Genomic DNA, 16,573 nt, shown 5'->3' on the forward strand with positions numbered 1-16,573 from the left:
GGGGTTTTTTCTTTTTTCAGAAATGACGGCAGGGAGTGGCGCGGGTGCGCATTTTAGGGATTGACCCGGGCATCGCCATCGCCGGGTTCGGGTTCATCGACAAGGACGGGAGCAAGCTGGCGCCGGTGCAGTACGGCTCGATCGAGACCGAGGCCGGGACGCCTCACGAGCTGCGGCTCAAGCAGGTGTACGAGTCCGCCTCGTCGCTCATGGATACATACAAGCCCGACTGCGTGGCGGTAGAAAAGCTGTTCTTCAACCGCAACGTCACGACGGCGTTCACGGTCGGCGAGGCGAGGGGCGTCATCCTGCTCGCCGCCGCGCAGCGCGGCTTGCCGATCAGCGAATATACGCCGATGCAGGTCAAGCAGGCCGTCGTCGGCTACGGCAAGGCCGAGAAGCGCCAGGTGCAGGAGATGGTGCGCATGTTCCTGCGCCTCGCCAAAATTCCCAAGCCGGACGACGTGGCGGACGCGCTTGCAGTCGCGGTCTGCCATGCGCATTTTTCCGTCCTCCAGACCAAATTGAACGAGGTGCGCCGAAGATGATCGATTATGTGAAGGGCCGCGTCGCCCAGGTCGATGCCGACTCCGTCGTCATCGACGTCCGCGATATCGGATACCGCGTGTACACGCCCAACCCGTATGCCTTCGCGCGCAGCGAGGAGGCGGTGACGGTGTACTGCCACCATCATGTGCGCGAGGACGCCGCCCAGCTGTTCGGCTTCCAGACGCGCGAGGAGCAGGCGCTGTTCCGGCAGCTGCTGGAGGTGTCCGGCATCGGGCCGCGCGTCGCCGTCGGCATCCTCGCCGGAGGGCGGCCGGAGGCGGTCGTCGCCGCGATCCACCGCGAGGACCTGAGCTTCCTGACGCGGCTGCCGGGCATCGGCAAGAAGACGGCGCAGCGCATGATCCTCGACCTCAAGGACAAGCTCCAGCTCGCCGTGCAGACGGTCGAGCTGCAGTGGGAGGCGGAATCCTCCGGCGGCGGCACGGTCGCCGGAGCCGGCAGCGAGGCATGGACCGAGGCGCGCGAGGCGCTCGCCGCGCTCGGCTATACGGCGGCGGAGCTCGATCGCGCCTGGGCCGGCATGGGCGACGCCCAGCTGCCCGGCGAGACCGTCGACGCGCTCATGAAGCGCGCGCTGCAGCAGCTGTTCAAGGGCTGAGCGCGCAGGAGGAGGGGAGCAGATGGAGGATGATCGCATCATTTCCGCCAATCTGATGATGGAGGACCAGGCGGTGGAGTACAGCCTGCGCCCCCGCTATCTGAACGAATATATCGGCCAGTCCCAGGTGAAGGACAACCTCAAGGTGTTCATCGAGGCGGCCAAGCTGCGCAAGGAAGCGCTCGACCACGTGCTGCTGTACGGCCCTCCGGGCCTCGGCAAGACGACGCTGTCGAACATCATCGCCAACGAGCTCGGCGTCAGCCTGCGCACGACGTCGGGCCCGGCGATCGAGCGTCCGGGCGATCTCGCCGCGCTGCTGACGAACCTGCAGGAGAACGACGTGCTGTTCATCGACGAGATCCACCGGCTGAACCGCTCGGTCGAGGAAGTGCTCTATCCGGCGATGGAGGACTTCTGCCTCGACATCATGATCGGCAAAGGCCCGAGCGCGCGCTCCGTGCGGCTCGACCTGCCTCCGTTCACGCTGATCGGCGCGACGACCCGCGCCGGCCTGCTCAGCGCGCCGCTGCGCGACCGCTTCGGCGTCGTCAGCCGGCTGGAGTATTACGGCACGGACGAGCTGGCGTTCATCATCTCGCGCTCGGCCGAGATTCTGGACGTGCGCATGGTCGGCGAAGCGGCGCATGAGATCGCGCTGCGCTCGCGCGGCACGCCGCGCATCGCCAACCGGCTGCTCAAGCGGGTGCGCGACTTCGCGCAGGTGCGCGGCGACGGCATCATCACGAGCGAGCTCGCGGAGCTGGCGCTGTCGCTCATCGCCGTCGATCCGCTCGGACTCGACCGCATCGACCACAAGCTGCTGCAGGCGATGATCTCCCATTATCGCGGCGGCCCGGTCGGGCTCGACACGCTGGCGGCGACGATCGGCGAGGAAAGCCAGACGATCGAGGATGTGTACGAGCCGTATCTGATGCAGATCGGCTTCCTGCAGCGCACGCCGCGCGGGCGCGTGGCGACGCCGCTCGCCTACCGGCATCTCGGCTTGCCGGTGCCGGAGTAGCGCCATGAGAGGCCGGTCCGGCGCCGCTGGCGCGGCGGGAGAGCGGCGGCGCGGCGGGGCGGATGCCGCCGGGCTGACGGTGCTTTACGACGGCGGCTGCCGCCTCTGCCAAGGAGCGGTGGATCGTCTTCAGGCGCTCAAGCCAAGCGAGCCGATCCGATATGCGGCCGTGCAGGAGCTGACGGAGGGCGAGCTGCAGCGGCTGTTCCGCGGAGCGCCTCCCGCCTCCGGGCAGCTGCTGGAGAAGATCCACGCGGTCGCACGCGACGGCGCCGTCTACGCCGGCAGCGCTGCGGTCGTGCGGGCGCTGCGCTCCGTGCGCGGCTTCGGCCGCATCGCCTGGCTGTACCGGCTGCCGGGCATGCGGCCGCTCGCCGATGCGCTCTACCGGTACGTCGCGGCCCGCCGCTACGCCTGGTTCGGCCGCGTCTCGACCGGCTGCGGCGCGGACTGCGTCATGCCTTCGGAGCGCGGAAGCGACGGGGACGGCGACGGACATGAAGCGGAATGCGACCATCGAAAGGAGACCCAATGAAGCGATCGAGAGCATATAAAGCGGCGGCCTGGCTCGGTCCGGCCGCGCTGGCGGCAAGCCTATGCCTTCCTTCCGCGGCGATGGCTGACGGAGAGGCGGGGCGCGCCATCCGGGTCGGCATCTTCATCACGGTTCCAAACAAATACACGCTGTCGACGCCTGCCGCTACGCTGAGCTCGGCGGGCGGGCTGCGTCTGGCCGTCAAGAAAAACGGCGAGACGGGGCTGCTGGACGCCGTTCCGGCAGGCGTCGAGCTGCGGGCGATGGCCGAAGGATATTCGGCGCTGCTGGGCCAGAGCGCCGACTTCTCGGCGGCGCTGGCCGTGGCCAAGGCGGTCAAGTCGGCCGGAGGCAATCCGGTGCTGGAAAAGACGTCCCGCGCAGGCATGGCGGCGTATGAGGTGACGGAGGGGTCTTATGCGACCGCCTCCGCGGCTTCGACGGCGCTCGCCAAGTGGATGCAGAACGCGACCGTCAAGACGTTCGGCGGCGGAGCCGGCGCCGTGCGCGGTCCGCTTCATCTGGAGACGGCCGCCTATGCGACCGAAGCGGAGGCGCTCGCCGCCGCCGGCGCGTTCGGCGCGGCCGGCGTCGAGACGTTCGTGGCGCTTCGCCCGGGCGGGAGCGGCACGTCCTATTCCGTGCTCGTCGGAGCGGCGGCCGATGCCGCCGGCCTCGACGCGATCCGGCTCAAGCTGGCGGGCGTCGCCGAAGCGGCCGGCCTCGCGCCGGCTTCCGCCGGCGCCTACCTGATCAAGCGGCAGGAGCTGACGGTCAGCCAGAAGGAGGGCTCGCCGACGCCGCTGTACCAGGCTCCGTCCGGCTCCTTCGCCGTCATCCGTCCGGCGGGCGCCGAGCCGGTGAAACTTGCCGAGAGGTACGGACGTACATACAGAGGTCAGGTCGAAGTCGGCAGCTACAACGGCGCGCTCGCCGTCATCAACGAGCTCGATTTCGAGGAGTATCTGTATTCCGTCGTCGGCGGCGAGATGCCGGGCTCCTGGCATGCGGAGGCGCTCAAGGCGCAGGCCGTCGCCGCCCGTTCCTACGCGCTCGCCCAGGGCAGCGGCTTCGGCATCGCCGAGGTCGTCGACACGACGCTCAGCCAGGCGTACAACGGCACGTCAGCCGAAAAGGCGACGACGATCCAGGCGGTCGACGCGACGGCCGGCATCGTTCTGAAGTCGGGAGGAAAGCCCGTCGAGGCGGTGTTCTCCTCCAGCTCGGGCGGCCGCACGGCGGACCCCGCCGAGGTGTGGGGCAACCCGGTTCCGTATCTGGCGAGCGTGGACAGCCCCGACGACACCTCCGAAAAAGGCCTTCTCTCCTGGCATCGGGTGCTGACGCCGTCGGGCAAGAGCGGCTTCGTCCGCTCGGACACCGTGACGCTGTCCGGCACGAATGGCGCCGCCGCCCAGACCGCCGTCGTCAAGTCGGCGGATACGAACGTGCGCCCGATCCCGCTCGTCCAAAGCGGCGTCGATGCGGTCGAGAAGCTCGGCGCGGGAGCCAAAGTGACCGTGCTCGAGACGGTGCCCCAGTCCAACGAGATGAACTGGATCCGGGGGCCGTTCACGAGCCAGCAGCTGGTGGACGCGATGAAGGGCAAGACGACTTCGGCGGTCTCGGGCCCGATCACGCGCCTCGAGGTCGGCGAGCGCGGACCTTCGGGCCGCGTGACCAAGCTGCTCGTCAACGGCAAGGAGCTCGGCGTCAAGTCGCCGGACAGCCTGCGCGGCGCGCTTGGCGGATTGCCGAGCACGCGCTTCTGGATCGAGCCGGCGTCGCTGTCGCTGCTCGGCGGCGGCGGCCAGCCGGGCTCCAAGGAAGCCGGCGCAGCCGTGCAGGTGCTGGGCGCAGGCGGGGCCAAGGCTTCCTCCTCCGGAGGCGCGTCGCTGAACGTCATCGGCGGGGACGGCTCGATCCGTCCCGTCGCTTCCGCGGCGTCGTGGTATATCCGCGGCACGGGCTACGGCCATGGCCTCGGGCTGTCGCAGTACGGAGCAAAAGGCCTCGCCGAGCAAGGGTATGCGTACGATGCGATTCTGAAATACTACTATAAAGAGATTGAACTCGTTAAGGACGGATCCTGACCTTATGAATGTAGAAGACTACGATTTTCATCTCCCGGAGCATCTGATCGCGCAGACGCCGCTCGCGGAGCGGACCGCCTCGCGCCTGCTGACGCTGGACAAGAAGACGGGAGAGCTCGGCCATCATGCGTTCCGCGACCTCAAGGACTATCTTCGTCCAGGCGATACGCTCGTCGTCAACGACACGCGAGTCATTCCGGCCCGTCTGCTCGGCGTCAAGGAAGACACGGGAGCCAAAGCGGAGCTGCTGCTGCTGAAGCAGCTGCACGGCGATACTTGGGAGACGCTGGCCAAGCCCGGCAAGAAGCTGCGGACCGGAGCCGTCGTCGCCTTCGGCGAAGGAGAGAACGGACAGCCGCTGCTGCGCGCCGTCGTCGAGGCGGAAGGGGAGATGGGCGGCCGCACGGTCCGCTTCCTTTACGAAGGCATCTTCCCCGAGCTGCTCGACCGGCTCGGCGAGATGCCGCTTCCGCCGTACATCAAGGAGCGTCTCGACGACCGGGAACGCTACCAGACGGTCTATTCCCGCCAGGCGGGATCGGCTGCCGCGCCGACGGCGGGACTTCATTTCAGCCAGTCCTTCCTGGAGGAGCTGCAGCAGGCGGGCGTCGAGGTCGCGCCGCTGACGCTTCATGTCGGCCTCGGCACGTTCCGTCCGATCTCGGCGGATACGATCGAGGAGCATGTGATGCACTCGGAGTATTATGAGCTGAGCGAGGAGACGGCCGCCCGGCTGCGCCGCACGCGCGAGCGCGGCGGCCGCATCGTCGCCGTCGGCACGACGTCCGCGCGCACGCTGGAGACGGTCGCGGCCCGCTTTCCGGACGGATTGCAGGCTTGCAGCGGCTGGACCGACATCTTCATCTACCCCGGCTATGAGTTCAAGGCCGTGGACGCCCTGCTGACGAATTTTCATCTGCCCAAGTCGACCCTTGTCATGCTGGTCAGCGCGCTGGCCGGCCGCGAGAACGTGCTCGCCGCCTACGAGGCTGCCGTCCGGGAGCAATACCGGTTCTTCAGCTTCGGCGATGCGATGTTTATCTACTAGGAATGGAAGAGTGAACCGTGGCTGTAACTTACGAACTGATCAAAACCTGCAAGCAGACCGGAGCGCGGCTCGGCCGCGTCCACACGCCGCACGGCGTCATCGAGACGCCGGCATTCATGCCCGTCGGCACCCAGGCGACCGTCAAGACGATGAGCCCCGAGGAGCTCAAGCAGATGGACGCCCATATCATCCTCAGCAATACGTACCATCTGTGGCTGCGTCCGGGCCATGAGCTCATCGCCAAGGCGGGCGGCCTGCACCGCTTCATGAACTGGGACCGTCCGATCCTCACCGACAGCGGCGGCTTCCAGGTGTTCTCGCTGAGCAACATGCGCAAGATCCGCGAGGAGGGCGTGGACTTCCGCTCCCATCTGAACGGAGACAAGCTGTTCCTTTCCCCGGAAAAGGCGATGGAGATCCAGAACGCGCTCGGCTCGGACATCATGATGGCGTTCGACGAGTGCCCGCCTTATCCGGCGGAGTACGACTACATCAAGCAATCGCTCGAGCGCACGACGCGCTGGGCCGAGCGCTGCCTCAAGGCGCACGCCCGTCCGGGCGATCAGGGACTGTTCGCGATCGTGCAAGGAGGCATGCATGCCGACCTGCGCCGCCAGAGCGCGGCTGATTTGACTTCCCTTGATTTTCCGGGGTATGCTATTGGTGGTCTGAGCGTCGGCGAGCCGAAGCATCTCATGTACGAGGTGCTGGAGGAGACCGTGCCGCTGCTCCCGTCGAACAAGCCCCGCTATCTGATGGGCGTCGGCTCGCCGGACGCGCTGCTCGACGGCGCCATCCGCGGCATCGACATGTTCGACTGCGTCCTGCCGACGCGCATCGCGCGCAACGGCACGACGATGACGAGCCAGGGCCGCGTCAATATCCGCAACGCCAAGTATACGGAGGATTTCGGACCTTTGGATCCCGAGTGCTCCTGCTATACGTGCCGCAACTACTCGCGCGCTTATCTCCGCCATCTCATCAAGGCGGACGAGACGTTCGGCATCCGCTTGACGACGTACCACAACCTGCATTTCCTGCTGGAGATGATGCGGGGCGTGCGGCAGGCGATCCAGGACGATCGGCTGCTCGACTTCCGTAATGAGTTCTTCACGATGTACGGCCTGCACGACAACGAAAAAGGCTTCTAGAAATCCGGCCGAGAGGCCGGATGAATCGACACGCAACTGAAAGGGGTCCTTTCCATGTATCTTGCATCTCAAGCCGGAGGCGGCAACATCTGGACGATGCTGTTTCCCTTCATCCTCATGTTCGTGGTGTTCTACTTCCTGCTGATCCGTCCGCAGCAAAAGAAGCAGAAAGCCCGCAACGCGCTGCTCGGCGCGCTTAAAAAAGGCGACAAGATCTCGACGATCGGCGGCATGCACGGCACGATTGTCGAGCTGACTGACGATACCGTCGTGCTTCGCGTCAACGACACGACCCGCATCACCTTCGAGCGCAGCGCCATCAACACGGTGCTGAACAGCGCCCCGGCTCCGGCAGAGAGCAAAGCGGCCGCGAAGGAAGAGAAGAGCGACAAGGTAGAGCCGGAAGGCACGCTCTAACGCGCGCATCGGCCTGCATCGCCGGCCATGGGGCGGCTTCGGCCGTCGAGGCCGGCGGTTTAAAAAGGACCAAGCTGATTTTCAGCTTGGTCCTTTTTTGTTATTGCGGCTCCTCATGGCCGCGGACGGCCCGCAGCGCGCGCTCGCGAACGAGGCGGCGCAGCTCCGGGGGGCTCAGCGCGGCCGCCTCGGGAGCAAGCGACAGGATGACGCTGGCGGCGTAGTCCATCGTGTCGAAGCGGACTTCGGCCTGCAGCCAGACTTGCGCAGCCGCCGCATCCGCCTCGTCCGGCTCGCCTGCGGAGCCGTCGGCGGAGACGGTCGGCAGCTCTGCTGCGGCGCTGCCGACGGCAGGCACCGGCGGCTGTCCGGCACAGCTGCCGGATGCCGTGATCGACGCGCCCTCGCGCAGACGGACGGAGCCTTCGTCGACGCTGACGTAGCGCATCCGCTTCAGGCGTGCCAGCGCGTCCGCAGTGACGAGCAGCCCGGCCGTCATCGGCTTCGGCAGCGCCGACTGGAAGTCGGCTACCGACGCGGCCCACCAGGAGGGCAGGTCGAACGTCTTCGGACGCTGGAAAGCTTCCGCCTCGAGCCTTGCTTCAAGCACCCGCGAGACGCGGAACGTTTTGCGGACCGGCTCCTGCGGGGCGGAATCGAGCTGCCCGCTCTCCAGCTCGTCGGCGACGAGGTACCAGGAGCTTCCTTTGCGCACAAGGCCGAGCGGACAGGCGAGCCGCTCGCGGGGCAGCGGGCTGGAGGACGCCGCCGCTGGCGCCGGCGATGCGGCCGGCGAGGCGTAGCGGAAGCGGATGCGCCGATCCTGCAGCACCGCTTCCATGAGCAGGCTGAGATGCGGCTGCTCCTTCTCGGCCGCCGTCCAGCCTTCGCCGTCGAGCAGCAGCCTCGACTGCAGCGCGGATGCATGCGGCAGCGAGGCGCTCGGCTGCACCGCCCTGAGCTTCAGCAGCGCGCTCTCCAGCTCCGCCGACCAGCCGAGCTCGTCAGCGGCCGGGCTGCCGGAGGCGAGCAGCAGCGCTCTCCATTCCGCGTCCGTCATGCCGGTCAGCCGGGTGCGATAGCCTTCCATCAGCCTCCAACCGCCGCCGCCGCCCCGCTCGGCGACGACGGGCACGCCTGCGGCGGAGAGCGCATCGAGGTCGCGCTGCACGGTGCGAGGCGATACTTCAAGCTGCCGGGCGAGCTCGCGCACGCTTTTTTTGCCTTCTGCCTGAAGCAAGAGCAGCAGCTCCAGCTGTCTCGTCATGGTTCCAAGCCTCCTTTTCTACATTATATCCTCGTGAATAGGACAGAGGATGGCTTATTCGCAAGTTAGGATGGAAGGGAACGCGAAAAAAGAAGGAGAGTGGTTGGGCATGACATGGAAGCCGGAGCAAGACTTGAAGGGCAGGATCGCGCTCGTTGCCGGCGGCACGAGGGGAGCCGGTAGAGGCATCGCGGAGGCGCTCGGCGAGCGCGGCGCGACCGTGTACGTCAGCGGCCGGACGACGCGCGAGGCGCGTTCGGAGCTGGGGAGGCCGGAGACGATCGAAGAGACGGCGGAACGGGTCGAGCGGGCCGGGGGCAAGGCGGTCGCGGTCCGCACGGACCATATGGTGCCGGCTCAAGTGGAGGCGCTCATGGAGCGGATCGGCCGCGAGCAGGGACGGCTCGACATTCTCGTCAACGACATCTGGGGCGGCGAGAAGCGTTCCCACTGGGGCAAGCGCTACTGGGAAAGCCCGCTTGACGATGCGCTGGCGATGCAGCGCACCGTCATGGAGACCCACTACATTACCGCTTACCTTGCCGCGCCGCTGCTGGCGCTGTCGGACGGTGCCCTGATCGCCGAGATCACGGACGGCATCGACTACCGCTATCGCGGCGAGCTCGCGTACAGCCTGATCAAGGCTTGGGGCATCCATATGGCGGCAGGACTTGCCGAGGAGTGGAAGGCGGCAGGAGCCGCAGCCGTGTCGCTGACGCCGGGCTTCCTGCGCTCGGAGGAGATGCTGGACCACTTCGGCGTCTCGGAGGAAAATTGGCGCGATGCGGCGAGCCAGGACCCGCATTTCCTCGAATCGGAGACGCCGCTGTTCGTCGGGCGGGCGCTCGCATGCCTGGCTGCCGATCCGCGACGGCAGGAGCTGTCCGGCCGCGCGCTCAGCTCATGGGAGCTGTCGGATCGGTACGGCTTCACGGACCGCGACGGCCGGCGGCCGCATTGGGGGGCTTATTTCGCCACGATCGAGAATGCCGTCCACTGAGCTTCTCTGAGGGTCAGGCAAGCGAAAGCATGAGTCTGCGCAAAAAAGGACCGCGATCATCCCGCACGCGGCGGAAGGATCGCGGTCCTGCTTGCTGGCCCATGAACGAGCAAAGCTTCAGCCCTGCACCGTCGGCAGCGGCTTGCGGATCGAGCTCAAGTCGGCGAGCCGATAGGCGAGCGCGACGGAGAAGACCGCCAGGCCGAGGCCGCCGAGCATGTCGGTCAGCCAGTGGATGCCCATGTAGAAGATGGTGAAAATAATGATGGCGGCGTTGATGCCGGAGAACCAGGCCCAGCGGCGATTGCCTGAACGGGCGGCGAGCAGCGCCATCGTGACGGAGATCGACGTATGCAGGCTCGGGAAGCAGTTGTCGAGGCCCGACAGGCCGCGATACATCGACTCGAACGCCGGGAATGCCTCCAGCATGTAGAAGTGGACGTTCGGATCGTACGCCCATACCTCCTTCACCGGGAGAAACAGATAGAACGGAATGGCGACGAGATAATTGATCATCACGGCATAACAGGTCGCCTTGAACTGCCGGCCTGAACGGTCGCGGAACATGTAGATGCCGAGCGAGGCGACGAGCACGCTCTGGAACACGACGATATAAAAGAAGGCAAGAAACGGCGTCAGCCATTCGGCATGGAACAGCTGCTGGAAGTTCTCGACGAAGCGGCCTTCGAAGCTGAAGATGTACGGCGTGAAATCCGGCTGCGGCTTCATCGCCTTTTCGAGCGTGAGCTCGAACTTGTTCAAGAACAAGATGCCCAGCAAAGAGGCGAACAGCAGCAGGTAGCGAGGACGGGTCGCCAAATTGCGGACGAACACCCAGGCCGCCCGCAGCGGATTGCGGCCGGTGCCGAAGCCGATGAGCAGGGCCGAGGTCAGGATCGTATATATCGTGACTTGATTCATGGAATGAAAGATCGCCAATATGCTTCCCCCTAAAGGTCAACCTGATGCGCCGCCGGCCGAGCGGGTCCCGGCAGACGAACGTAAGCAAGTATAGCATATCGGCTTGTTATTTACACGGCTCTCAGTTGATTCCAGATTATTTGCGCAAATTGACGCCGACCATGCCGCCGAAGGCGCCGGCCAGCGCGACGATCAGGAACAGGATGCCCGTGCGCGCCCCGATGCCGGCATCCGCCGCCAGAAAGCTGATGATCAGCACGAGCAGCCCGTAGCCGAGGCCCAGCAGCCCGCCATGGTACCAGCCCTTCGAGCCGCTTCGCTTGCCGGAGGTGAAGCCGCCGCACAGCGCGGCCGCGCCATGGATGCCGAGCGACCATGCCGGCAGCGACGATTCGTTCAGGCTGCCGGCATAGAGGAGCAGCGACAGGAGCAGCGCGCCGAGGGCGAGCCATAACGCGGCGAAGACGAGTCCGGCCAGCATCGGCGAGCCGAGCCTTACTTTAGGTACGGTCTTGATCGGATTCATTCGGATCCCCACCTTCCGAGAGTTCGGTTTATTCCACCATATGGCCAAGCCGGCAGAAATAGTACAAGTCGCGGCATGGCCGCAGCGGCGCGGACCGAGGCAATTGCCAACATTTCGATGCGGCAAGGGCCGCATGGCGGATCGGCGGGAAGGCGACAATAGCCCATGAGCAAGCGCCAGAGAGGGGAGGCGATCCGGTCATGGACCTTGGATCCTTGCTGCTTCGCACGGTTCTGATTTATTTCGTCGTGTTCCTGATCATGCGGCTGATGGGCAAGCGCGAGATCGGCAAGATGAGCGTCTTCGACCTCGTCATCTCGTTCATGATCGCGGAGATCGCGGTGCTCGTCATCGAGGATACGGAAAGGCCGCTGCTGGACGGCATCGTGCCGATGGTCATCCTGATGGCCGTGCAGGTCGGCATCGCCTATATCGGCATGAAGAACCGGCGCATCCGGCTGCTGTTCGACGGCAAGCCGAGCGTCATTATCGCCGACGGCAAGCTCGATCCGGAAGAAATGAAGAAGCAGCGCTACAATCTGGATGATCTGCTGCAGCAGCTGCGGGAAAATCAGATCGCTCGCGTAGCGGATGTCGAGTTTGCGATTTTGGAGACGAGCGGCAAGCTGTCGGTCATTCCCAAGGAGCAGGAGGAGAGCGGGGCGGGCGGCGGAAAAGGCGGGGAAGCGGACGAGCAAGGCGGCCAGGACAGCGCGGGCGGCTCCGGCGCGAGCCGCAAGGCAGACGGCGTGCAGCACAAGCCGGTTCAAATGAAGCTGCCGGCCAGCTACCGCTTTGAGACGCTTCCGATCCCGCTCATCATGGACGGCAAGGTGCTCGACCAGAGCTTGGAAAGGCTCGAGAAAAACCGCTTCTGGCTCAAGCAGCAGCTTCGCAAGTTCAATGTGTCGGATTACAAGCAGGTGTTTTTCTGCTCGGTCGACCACAAGGGAGAGCTGTTTGTCGATGTGAGGAAAAAACAATGAGCAGCCGTTTTCCGCGGCTGCTTTTTTTGTCGTAGGGACCGCTTCGTTCAGAACCAGCGTCCGATGCCGGGGATGCGCCGGAGGTCATGCCGGTCGATAATGCCCATGACGGCCATGAGCGCGAGGTAGAGGAGCGCGCTGATCGTGCAGGCGGCGGCAAGGCCGAGCCATTCGAGCGACAGCGAATGATGGGACATGATCCAGCGGCAGGCCGCCCCCATGATGATCATGGCGGCGCCGACCTTGACGAAATCCGGCAGCTTCATGCGAAAGCCGGAAATCCGCAGCACGCTGATGCCGTGCAGCAGCGTGACGAGCACGATGTTGACCGAGATGGCGATGACGGCGCCGTAGATGCCCAGATCGGGACGCGAGGCCAGCTCGACGATCAGATACAGCTTCACGGCGGCTCCGATCGTCGTGTTGAGCAGCGCCGTGCCCGGCTTGTCGAGCGCCTGCAGCGCGGCTTGAAGCGGCCCTTGCAAATAGATGAAGATGCCGACGGGGGCGAGCAGCGTCAGCAGCGGCGCGATCTCGGCGTGGTCGTACAGAATGCGGCAAAGCGGCTCGGCGAGCAGCCCCATGATGACGACGAACGGAGCGCCGCTGACGAGCGCGAGCCGCAGCGACTGATGCAGCCGCTTGTGGATGGCGGCTCGGTCGCCGCGCGCCGCCGCCGCCGACAGCGACGGGACGAGCGAGACGGACAGCGAGTAGGTGAGGGCGGTCGGCAGCAGCAGCAGCGGGATGATCATGCCCTGCAGCGCGCCGTACTGGGCGGTCGCCGCTCCGGTAGCGATGCCGGCCGCGGCAAGGCTGCGGGCGGTCAGGATGGATTCGAGCAAATACGACAGCGATCCGACGAGCCGGCTTCCGGTGATCGGCACGGACAGCCGGAGCAGCTTGCGCAGCACGGGAGCCCGTCCGGCCGGCAGCGGCTCCAGCGGCAGCGCGGCCCCTTCCGCCGGCATGTCCAGCCCGTCCCGCTCGCGGGGATGCTCCAGACGGTCCTTGCGCGCATGATGCAGCATGACGAGCAGCGAGGCTACCTCGCCGAGCACGGTGCCCATCATCGCTCCGGCCGCCGCCCATTGCAAGCCCATCGGCAGCAGCAGCGCGGCGAGCGTCAGCTGGGCGGCGATCCGCAGCACCGTCTCCACGACCTGCGACTGAGCGGTCGGAATCATGTTCTGCTTGCCTTGGAAATAGCCCCGATAGACGGAGGAGACGCCGATCAGCAGCAGCATCGGCGCCATTACGAGAAACGCCTCGTACACCCGCGGATCGGTCAGCACCCGCGTCGTGATCCATTTGGCCGACAGCAGCATGACGCTCGTCATGATCAAGCCGAGGGCGACGGTCAGCCCCATCGCGGTGCGGAAGATCTGCCGCACCCTTGCCCCGCCTCCCTGGGACTCGGCTTCGGCGACCCATTTGGCGACCGCGACCGGGATGCCGCCGGTGATGAGCGTCAGAAGGACGCCGAGAAAAGGATAGCAGAGCTGGTACAAGCCGACGCCTTCGGCGCCGATGACCCGGGGCAGCGCGATCCGGGGCACGAAGCCGAGGATGCGGTTGACGACGCCTGCGGCGAGCAGGATCATCGCTCCCTTGATGAACGTTTGTTTCGTCATGGCAACCTCTCTTTTCCGCTAGGCCGTAATTTGGCTCTGCCGGCGCCTTGAAGATGGCGGCGAGGCGCAGAGCGCGTCCGTAGAGGAGTCTATGCGGACAGGGGGCGGGGGCATGTCTGCCATTTTCAAAAGAAAACAGGCATACCGGCAGGAAAAGGCGCCTCGGTGTCGAAGGGGTACAACTGGAAACGATGACGGCTGGACGATAGGAGCAGCGAGGGAGGCGGCAGGCCGAATGACGGAAATTCATCCCTTCAGGGAGCAGGCGGGCGGGATGTCGGAGGACGAGATCGCGGCAGAGCTGTTCGTCCTGTGCGAGAGCAAGGCGGAGGAGTTCCGCTGGATCGGATACGAATCGGTGACCGGACCGGACATATGGGAGTGCGTGCACGCAAAATATGCCAAGAGCGGAGCGCCGCCGCTGTATCGGCTCGTGAACGACATCCTGTCGCTCAAGCCCCAGCAGCTGATGCATCATCTGACGATGAGCGCCTGGCAGAACCCCTGAGAGCAGGGGTTTTCTTTTTTGACTCCCATTTTGGCGCTCGGTATAATAGATACGATTGAGAACTTAAGGAGGAACATCAGGCATATGAAACGGATGCTGGCATTCCTGCTCATTGTCGTCGTAAGCTTAGGCGTCATTGGTGCAACAAGCCCCGCCCTGCTTGACAAGACTAGACTCGGCCTCGACCTCAAGGGCGGATTCGAGATCCTGTACCAAGCCACGCCCTTGTACGAAGGCGGCACTGTAACGAAGGAATCGTTGAACGAGACGGCCAAAAGCCTTGAAAAACGGGTGAACCAGACCGGCGTCTCGGAGCCGGAGGTCACGACGGAAGGCGCGGACCGGATCCGCATCCGCATCGCCGGCATGGAAGAGAGCAAGGAAGCCGAGCTTCGCGAGACGCTCGTCAAGCCGGCGAACCTGACGTTCCGCAGCGCGCGCGGCTGCAAGGACGGAGAAGGCTACTGCAAGATCGAGCTGACCGGCCAGGACTTCAAGGAGAACGGGGCCGCCCTGCAGCAGAGCGCGCTCAACGAGTACGGCATCTCCATCAAGCTCAAGGACGCCTCCAAGTTCGCTGAAGTCACCCGCGAGGTGGCCAAGCTTACCAATGGCAAAAACGTGCTTGCCATCTATCTCGACGAAGAGGAGATCTCCGCGCCGAGCGTACGGAGCGAGATCAACCAAAGCGAAGCCTCCATTACGGGCAGCTTCACGCGCGACGAGGCGATGGCTCTGCGCGACACGATCAACCTCGGCGCGCTTCCGCTGAAGCTCGAGGTCAAATACACCCAGTCCGTCGGCGCGACGCTGGGCCAGAAGTCGCTGGACGACACGATTTTCGCCGGCGTCATCGGCACGGTGTTCATCGTACTCTTCATGCTGATCTTCTACCGCGTTCCGGGCATCGCGGCCAGCGTATCGCTGATCATCTACACGTGGCTGCTGCTGGCGGCGCATATCGCGCTGGACGCGACGCTGACGCTGCCGGGCATCGCGGCGTTCATCCTCGGGGTCGGCATCGCCGTCGACGCCAACATCATCACCGCCGAGCGGATCAAGGAAGAGCTGCGATCCGGCAAGAGCCTGAACAGCGCCTTCCGCGCCGGCTCCAAGACGTCGCTGCGCACGATCATCGACTCCCATGTGACGACGATCATCGCTTCGCTCGTGCTGTTCTTCATCGGCGTCGGCTCCGTCAAGGGCTTCGCGATCACGCTGCTGCTCAGTGTGCTGATCAGCCTCATTTCCAACGTCGTCGTATCCCGCTACCTGCTCTGGCTCATGATCAAGAGCGGACGATTCGCCAAGCCGGGCTACTACGGGGTAAAGGAGAGTGAAATCCGTGCCCTCTAAGGACAAGGACCTGCGCAACTTCAAGGAGTCGAAAATCGACTTCGTCAAATACAGCAAATATTTCTATCTCTTCGCGATCGTCGTGACGCTTGGCGGCATCATCTCGCTCGCCTCGCTCGGCTTGAATTACGGCGTCGACTTCAGCTCGGGATCGAGCGTGGACGTGCAGTCGTCCAAGAGCCTCGAGAGCCAGCGCGCCGAGATCGAGACGTTCCTCACCGAGGGCGGATACGGCAAGCACAATGCGCCGACCTTCGGCCAGGACCGCATGACGATCCGCTTCGACGAAGTGCTGAGCCAGGATCAGGAGAACAAGCTCAAGACCGACCTCAAGGCCAAGTTCGACCCGGCCGCCTCGGTCGAGGTCAACACGGTCGACGTGGAGATCGCCCGCGAGATGCAGTGGAACGCGCTCAAGGCGATGATCGTCGCCAGTATCGGCATCGTCCTCTACATGGCGATCCGCTTCGAGTGGCGCTTCGGCCTCGCGGCCATCGTCTCGCTCGTGCATGACGCGTTCCTCGTCATCAGCATCTTCTCGGTGTTCCGGCTTGAGGTCAACCTGCCGTTCATCGTGGCGATCCTGACGATCATCGGCTATTCCATCAACGATACGATCGTCATCTTCGACCGGATCCGCGAGAATCTGCGCTTCGCCAAGATCAAGTCGCCGGACGATCTGCGCAAGCTCGTCAACGACAGCATCTGGCAGACGATGACACGCTCGATCAACACGGCGGTAACCGTCCTGTTCGCCGCCGCCGCCCTGTTCGTGCTGGGCAGCGAATCGATCCGCCTGTTCTCGCTGGCGATCTTGATCGGCCTGTTCTGCGGCGCTTATTCCTCCATCTTCATCGCGAGCCCGCTGTGGCTGCTCATGAAGTCCAAGTCCAAGCAGAAGCAGGCGCCTGCGGGCAACCCGGCCGCTTCGTAGTCAGG

The 16,573-nt window shown here is 64.9% G+C and carries 17 protein-coding genes; 13 read left to right on the plus strand and 4 right to left on the minus strand.

Going from position 1 to position 16,573, the window contains the following annotated elements; translation table 11 throughout:
- Positions 1–44: 44 nt before the first annotated feature.
- The 8 genes from ruvC to yajC are packed head-to-tail and all read left to right on the plus strand — an operon-like array spanning position 45 to position 7,436.
- Entirely contained in the window at positions 45–548 is a 504-nt protein-coding gene (gene ruvC / locus H582_RS0104175; RefSeq protein ID WP_028597518.1) for a crossover junction endodeoxyribonuclease RuvC, read from the plus strand.
- The gene (gene ruvA / locus H582_RS0104180) at positions 545–1,168 is read left to right on the plus strand and encodes a Holliday junction branch migration protein RuvA (protein ID WP_028597519.1); all 624 of its coding nucleotides are present in this window, start codon (positions 545–547) and stop codon (positions 1,166–1,168) included. The genes ruvC and ruvA overlap by 4 nt, the downstream gene beginning before the upstream one ends.
- A gap of 22 nt (positions 1,169–1,190) precedes the next feature.
- Positions 1,191–2,192, plus strand: a complete 1,002-nt coding sequence (ruvB, locus tag H582_RS0104185; RefSeq protein ID WP_028597520.1) for a Holliday junction branch migration DNA helicase RuvB — start codon at positions 1,191–1,193, stop codon at positions 2,190–2,192.
- A gap of 4 nt (positions 2,193–2,196) precedes the next feature.
- Positions 2,197–2,727 carry a thiol-disulfide oxidoreductase DCC family protein gene (locus H582_RS25905; RefSeq protein WP_052332948.1) on the plus strand — a complete coding sequence of 177 codons (531 nt, stop codon included), beginning with the start codon at positions 2,197–2,199 and terminating at the stop codon, positions 2,725–2,727.
- Positions 2,724–4,820, plus strand: coding sequence for a SpoIID/LytB domain-containing protein (locus tag H582_RS0104195; RefSeq protein ID WP_028597521.1), 2,097 nt, complete (start codon positions 2,724–2,726; stop codon positions 4,818–4,820). The genes H582_RS25905 and H582_RS0104195 overlap by 4 nt, the downstream gene beginning before the upstream one ends.
- A gap of 4 nt (positions 4,821–4,824) precedes the next feature.
- Entirely contained in the window at positions 4,825–5,868 is a 1,044-nt protein-coding gene (gene queA / locus H582_RS0104200) for a tRNA preQ1(34) S-adenosylmethionine ribosyltransferase-isomerase QueA (RefSeq protein ID WP_028597522.1), read from the plus strand.
- Positions 5,869–5,885: 17 nt separating this feature from the next.
- On the plus strand, positions 5,886–7,019 hold the full coding sequence (gene tgt / locus H582_RS0104205; RefSeq protein ID WP_028597523.1) for a tRNA guanosine(34) transglycosylase Tgt: 1,134 nt from the start codon (positions 5,886–5,888) through the stop codon (positions 7,017–7,019).
- A 54-nt stretch (positions 7,020–7,073) separates the two neighbouring features.
- Entirely contained in the window at positions 7,074–7,436 is a 363-nt protein-coding gene (yajC, locus tag H582_RS25910) for a preprotein translocase subunit YajC (RefSeq protein WP_043110898.1), read from the plus strand.
- Positions 7,437–7,536: 100 nt separating this feature from the next.
- On the opposite strand, the gene H582_RS25915 is transcribed toward yajC, so the two are convergent.
- Positions 7,537–8,703 (minus strand): helix-turn-helix transcriptional regulator, encoded by a 1,167-nt coding sequence (locus H582_RS25915; RefSeq protein WP_052332949.1) that lies wholly within the window; start codon positions 8,701–8,703, stop codon positions 7,537–7,539.
- A 109-nt stretch (positions 8,704–8,812) separates the two neighbouring features.
- On the opposite strand from H582_RS25915, the gene H582_RS0104220 reads away from it, so the two are divergent.
- Positions 8,813–9,703 carry an SDR family oxidoreductase gene (locus H582_RS0104220; RefSeq protein ID WP_028597524.1) on the plus strand — a complete coding sequence of 297 codons (891 nt, stop codon included), beginning with the start codon at positions 8,813–8,815 and terminating at the stop codon, positions 9,701–9,703.
- Positions 9,704–9,820: 117 nt separating this feature from the next.
- On the opposite strand, the gene H582_RS0104225 is transcribed toward H582_RS0104220, so the two are convergent.
- Together H582_RS0104225 and H582_RS0104230 are read right to left on the minus strand one after the other, a co-directional pair.
- The gene (locus H582_RS0104225) at positions 9,821–10,624 is read right to left on the minus strand and encodes a phosphatase PAP2 family protein (protein WP_127464398.1); all 804 of its coding nucleotides are present in this window, start codon (positions 10,622–10,624) and stop codon (positions 9,821–9,823) included.
- Positions 10,625–10,760: 136 nt separating this feature from the next.
- Entirely contained in the window at positions 10,761–11,150 is a 390-nt protein-coding gene (locus H582_RS0104230) for a TIGR04086 family membrane protein (RefSeq protein WP_028597526.1), read from the minus strand.
- 200 nt (positions 11,151–11,350) lie between these two features.
- On the opposite strand from H582_RS0104230, the gene H582_RS0104235 reads away from it, so the two are divergent.
- Positions 11,351–12,136, plus strand: a complete 786-nt coding sequence (locus H582_RS0104235; RefSeq protein ID WP_028597527.1) for a DUF421 domain-containing protein — start codon at positions 11,351–11,353, stop codon at positions 12,134–12,136.
- 47 nt (positions 12,137–12,183) lie between these two features.
- On the opposite strand, the gene spoVB is transcribed toward H582_RS0104235, so the two are convergent.
- Positions 12,184–13,770 (minus strand): stage V sporulation protein B, encoded by a 1,587-nt coding sequence (spoVB, locus tag H582_RS0104240; protein ID WP_028597528.1) that lies wholly within the window; start codon positions 13,768–13,770, stop codon positions 12,184–12,186.
- Positions 13,771–14,005: 235 nt separating this feature from the next.
- Between spoVB and H582_RS0104245 the strand changes: the two genes are divergently transcribed.
- From H582_RS0104245 to secF, 3 genes are all read left to right on the plus strand, one after another.
- Positions 14,006–14,278 (plus strand): post-transcriptional regulator, encoded by a 273-nt coding sequence (locus tag H582_RS0104245; protein ID WP_084136561.1) that lies wholly within the window; start codon positions 14,006–14,008, stop codon positions 14,276–14,278.
- A gap of 84 nt (positions 14,279–14,362) precedes the next feature.
- Entirely contained in the window at positions 14,363–15,634 is a 1,272-nt protein-coding gene (secD, locus tag H582_RS29775; RefSeq protein ID WP_052332950.1) for a protein translocase subunit SecD, read from the plus strand.
- Positions 15,624–16,568, plus strand: a complete 945-nt coding sequence (gene secF, locus H582_RS29780) for a protein translocase subunit SecF (RefSeq protein ID WP_052332951.1) — start codon at positions 15,624–15,626, stop codon at positions 16,566–16,568. The genes secD and secF overlap by 11 nt, the downstream gene beginning before the upstream one ends.
- The last annotated feature ends 5 nt before the right edge of the window (positions 16,569–16,573 follow it).

The sequence above is a fragment of the Paenibacillus pasadenensis DSM 19293 genome (genome assembly GCF_000422485.1).
In the GTDB taxonomy this organism is placed as follows: domain Bacteria; phylum Bacillota; class Bacilli; order Paenibacillales; family Paenibacillaceae; genus Paenibacillus_O; species Paenibacillus_O pasadenensis.

Bases quoted from the DNA above. Each gene is read 5' to 3' on its own strand.
- ruvA (WP_028597519.1), top strand. From the start codon at position 545: ATGATCGATTATGTGAAGGGCCGCGTCGCCCAGGTCGATGCCGACTCC.
- ruvB (WP_028597520.1), top strand. From the start codon at position 1,191: ATGGAGGATGATCGCATCATTTCCGCCAATCTGATGATGGAGGACCAG.
- H582_RS25905 (WP_052332948.1), top strand. From the start codon at position 2,197: ATGAGAGGCCGGTCCGGCGCCGCTGGCGCGGCGGGAGAGCGGCGGCGC.
- H582_RS0104195 (WP_028597521.1), top strand. From the start codon at position 2,724: ATGAAGCGATCGAGAGCATATAAAGCGGCGGCCTGGCTCGGTCCGGCC.
- queA (WP_028597522.1), top strand. From the start codon at position 4,825: ATGAATGTAGAAGACTACGATTTTCATCTCCCGGAGCATCTGATCGCG.
- yajC (WP_043110898.1), top strand. From the start codon at position 7,074: ATGTATCTTGCATCTCAAGCCGGAGGCGGCAACATCTGGACGATGCTG.
- H582_RS25915 (WP_052332949.1), bottom strand. From the start codon at position 8,703: ATGACGAGACAGCTGGAGCTGCTGCTCTTGCTTCAGGCAGAAGGCAAA.
- H582_RS0104220 (WP_028597524.1), top strand. From the start codon at position 8,813: ATGACATGGAAGCCGGAGCAAGACTTGAAGGGCAGGATCGCGCTCGTT.
- H582_RS0104225 (WP_127464398.1), bottom strand. From the start codon at position 10,624: ATGAATCAAGTCACGATATATACGATCCTGACCTCGGCCCTGCTCATC.
- H582_RS0104230 (WP_028597526.1), bottom strand. From the start codon at position 11,150: ATGAATCCGATCAAGACCGTACCTAAAGTAAGGCTCGGCTCGCCGATG.
- H582_RS0104235 (WP_028597527.1), top strand. From the start codon at position 11,351: ATGGACCTTGGATCCTTGCTGCTTCGCACGGTTCTGATTTATTTCGTC.
- spoVB (WP_028597528.1), bottom strand. From the start codon at position 13,770: ATGACGAAACAAACGTTCATCAAGGGAGCGATGATCCTGCTCGCCGCA.
- H582_RS0104245 (WP_084136561.1), top strand. From the start codon at position 14,006: ATGACGGAAATTCATCCCTTCAGGGAGCAGGCGGGCGGGATGTCGGAG.
- secD (WP_052332950.1), top strand. From the start codon at position 14,363: ATGAAACGGATGCTGGCATTCCTGCTCATTGTCGTCGTAAGCTTAGGC.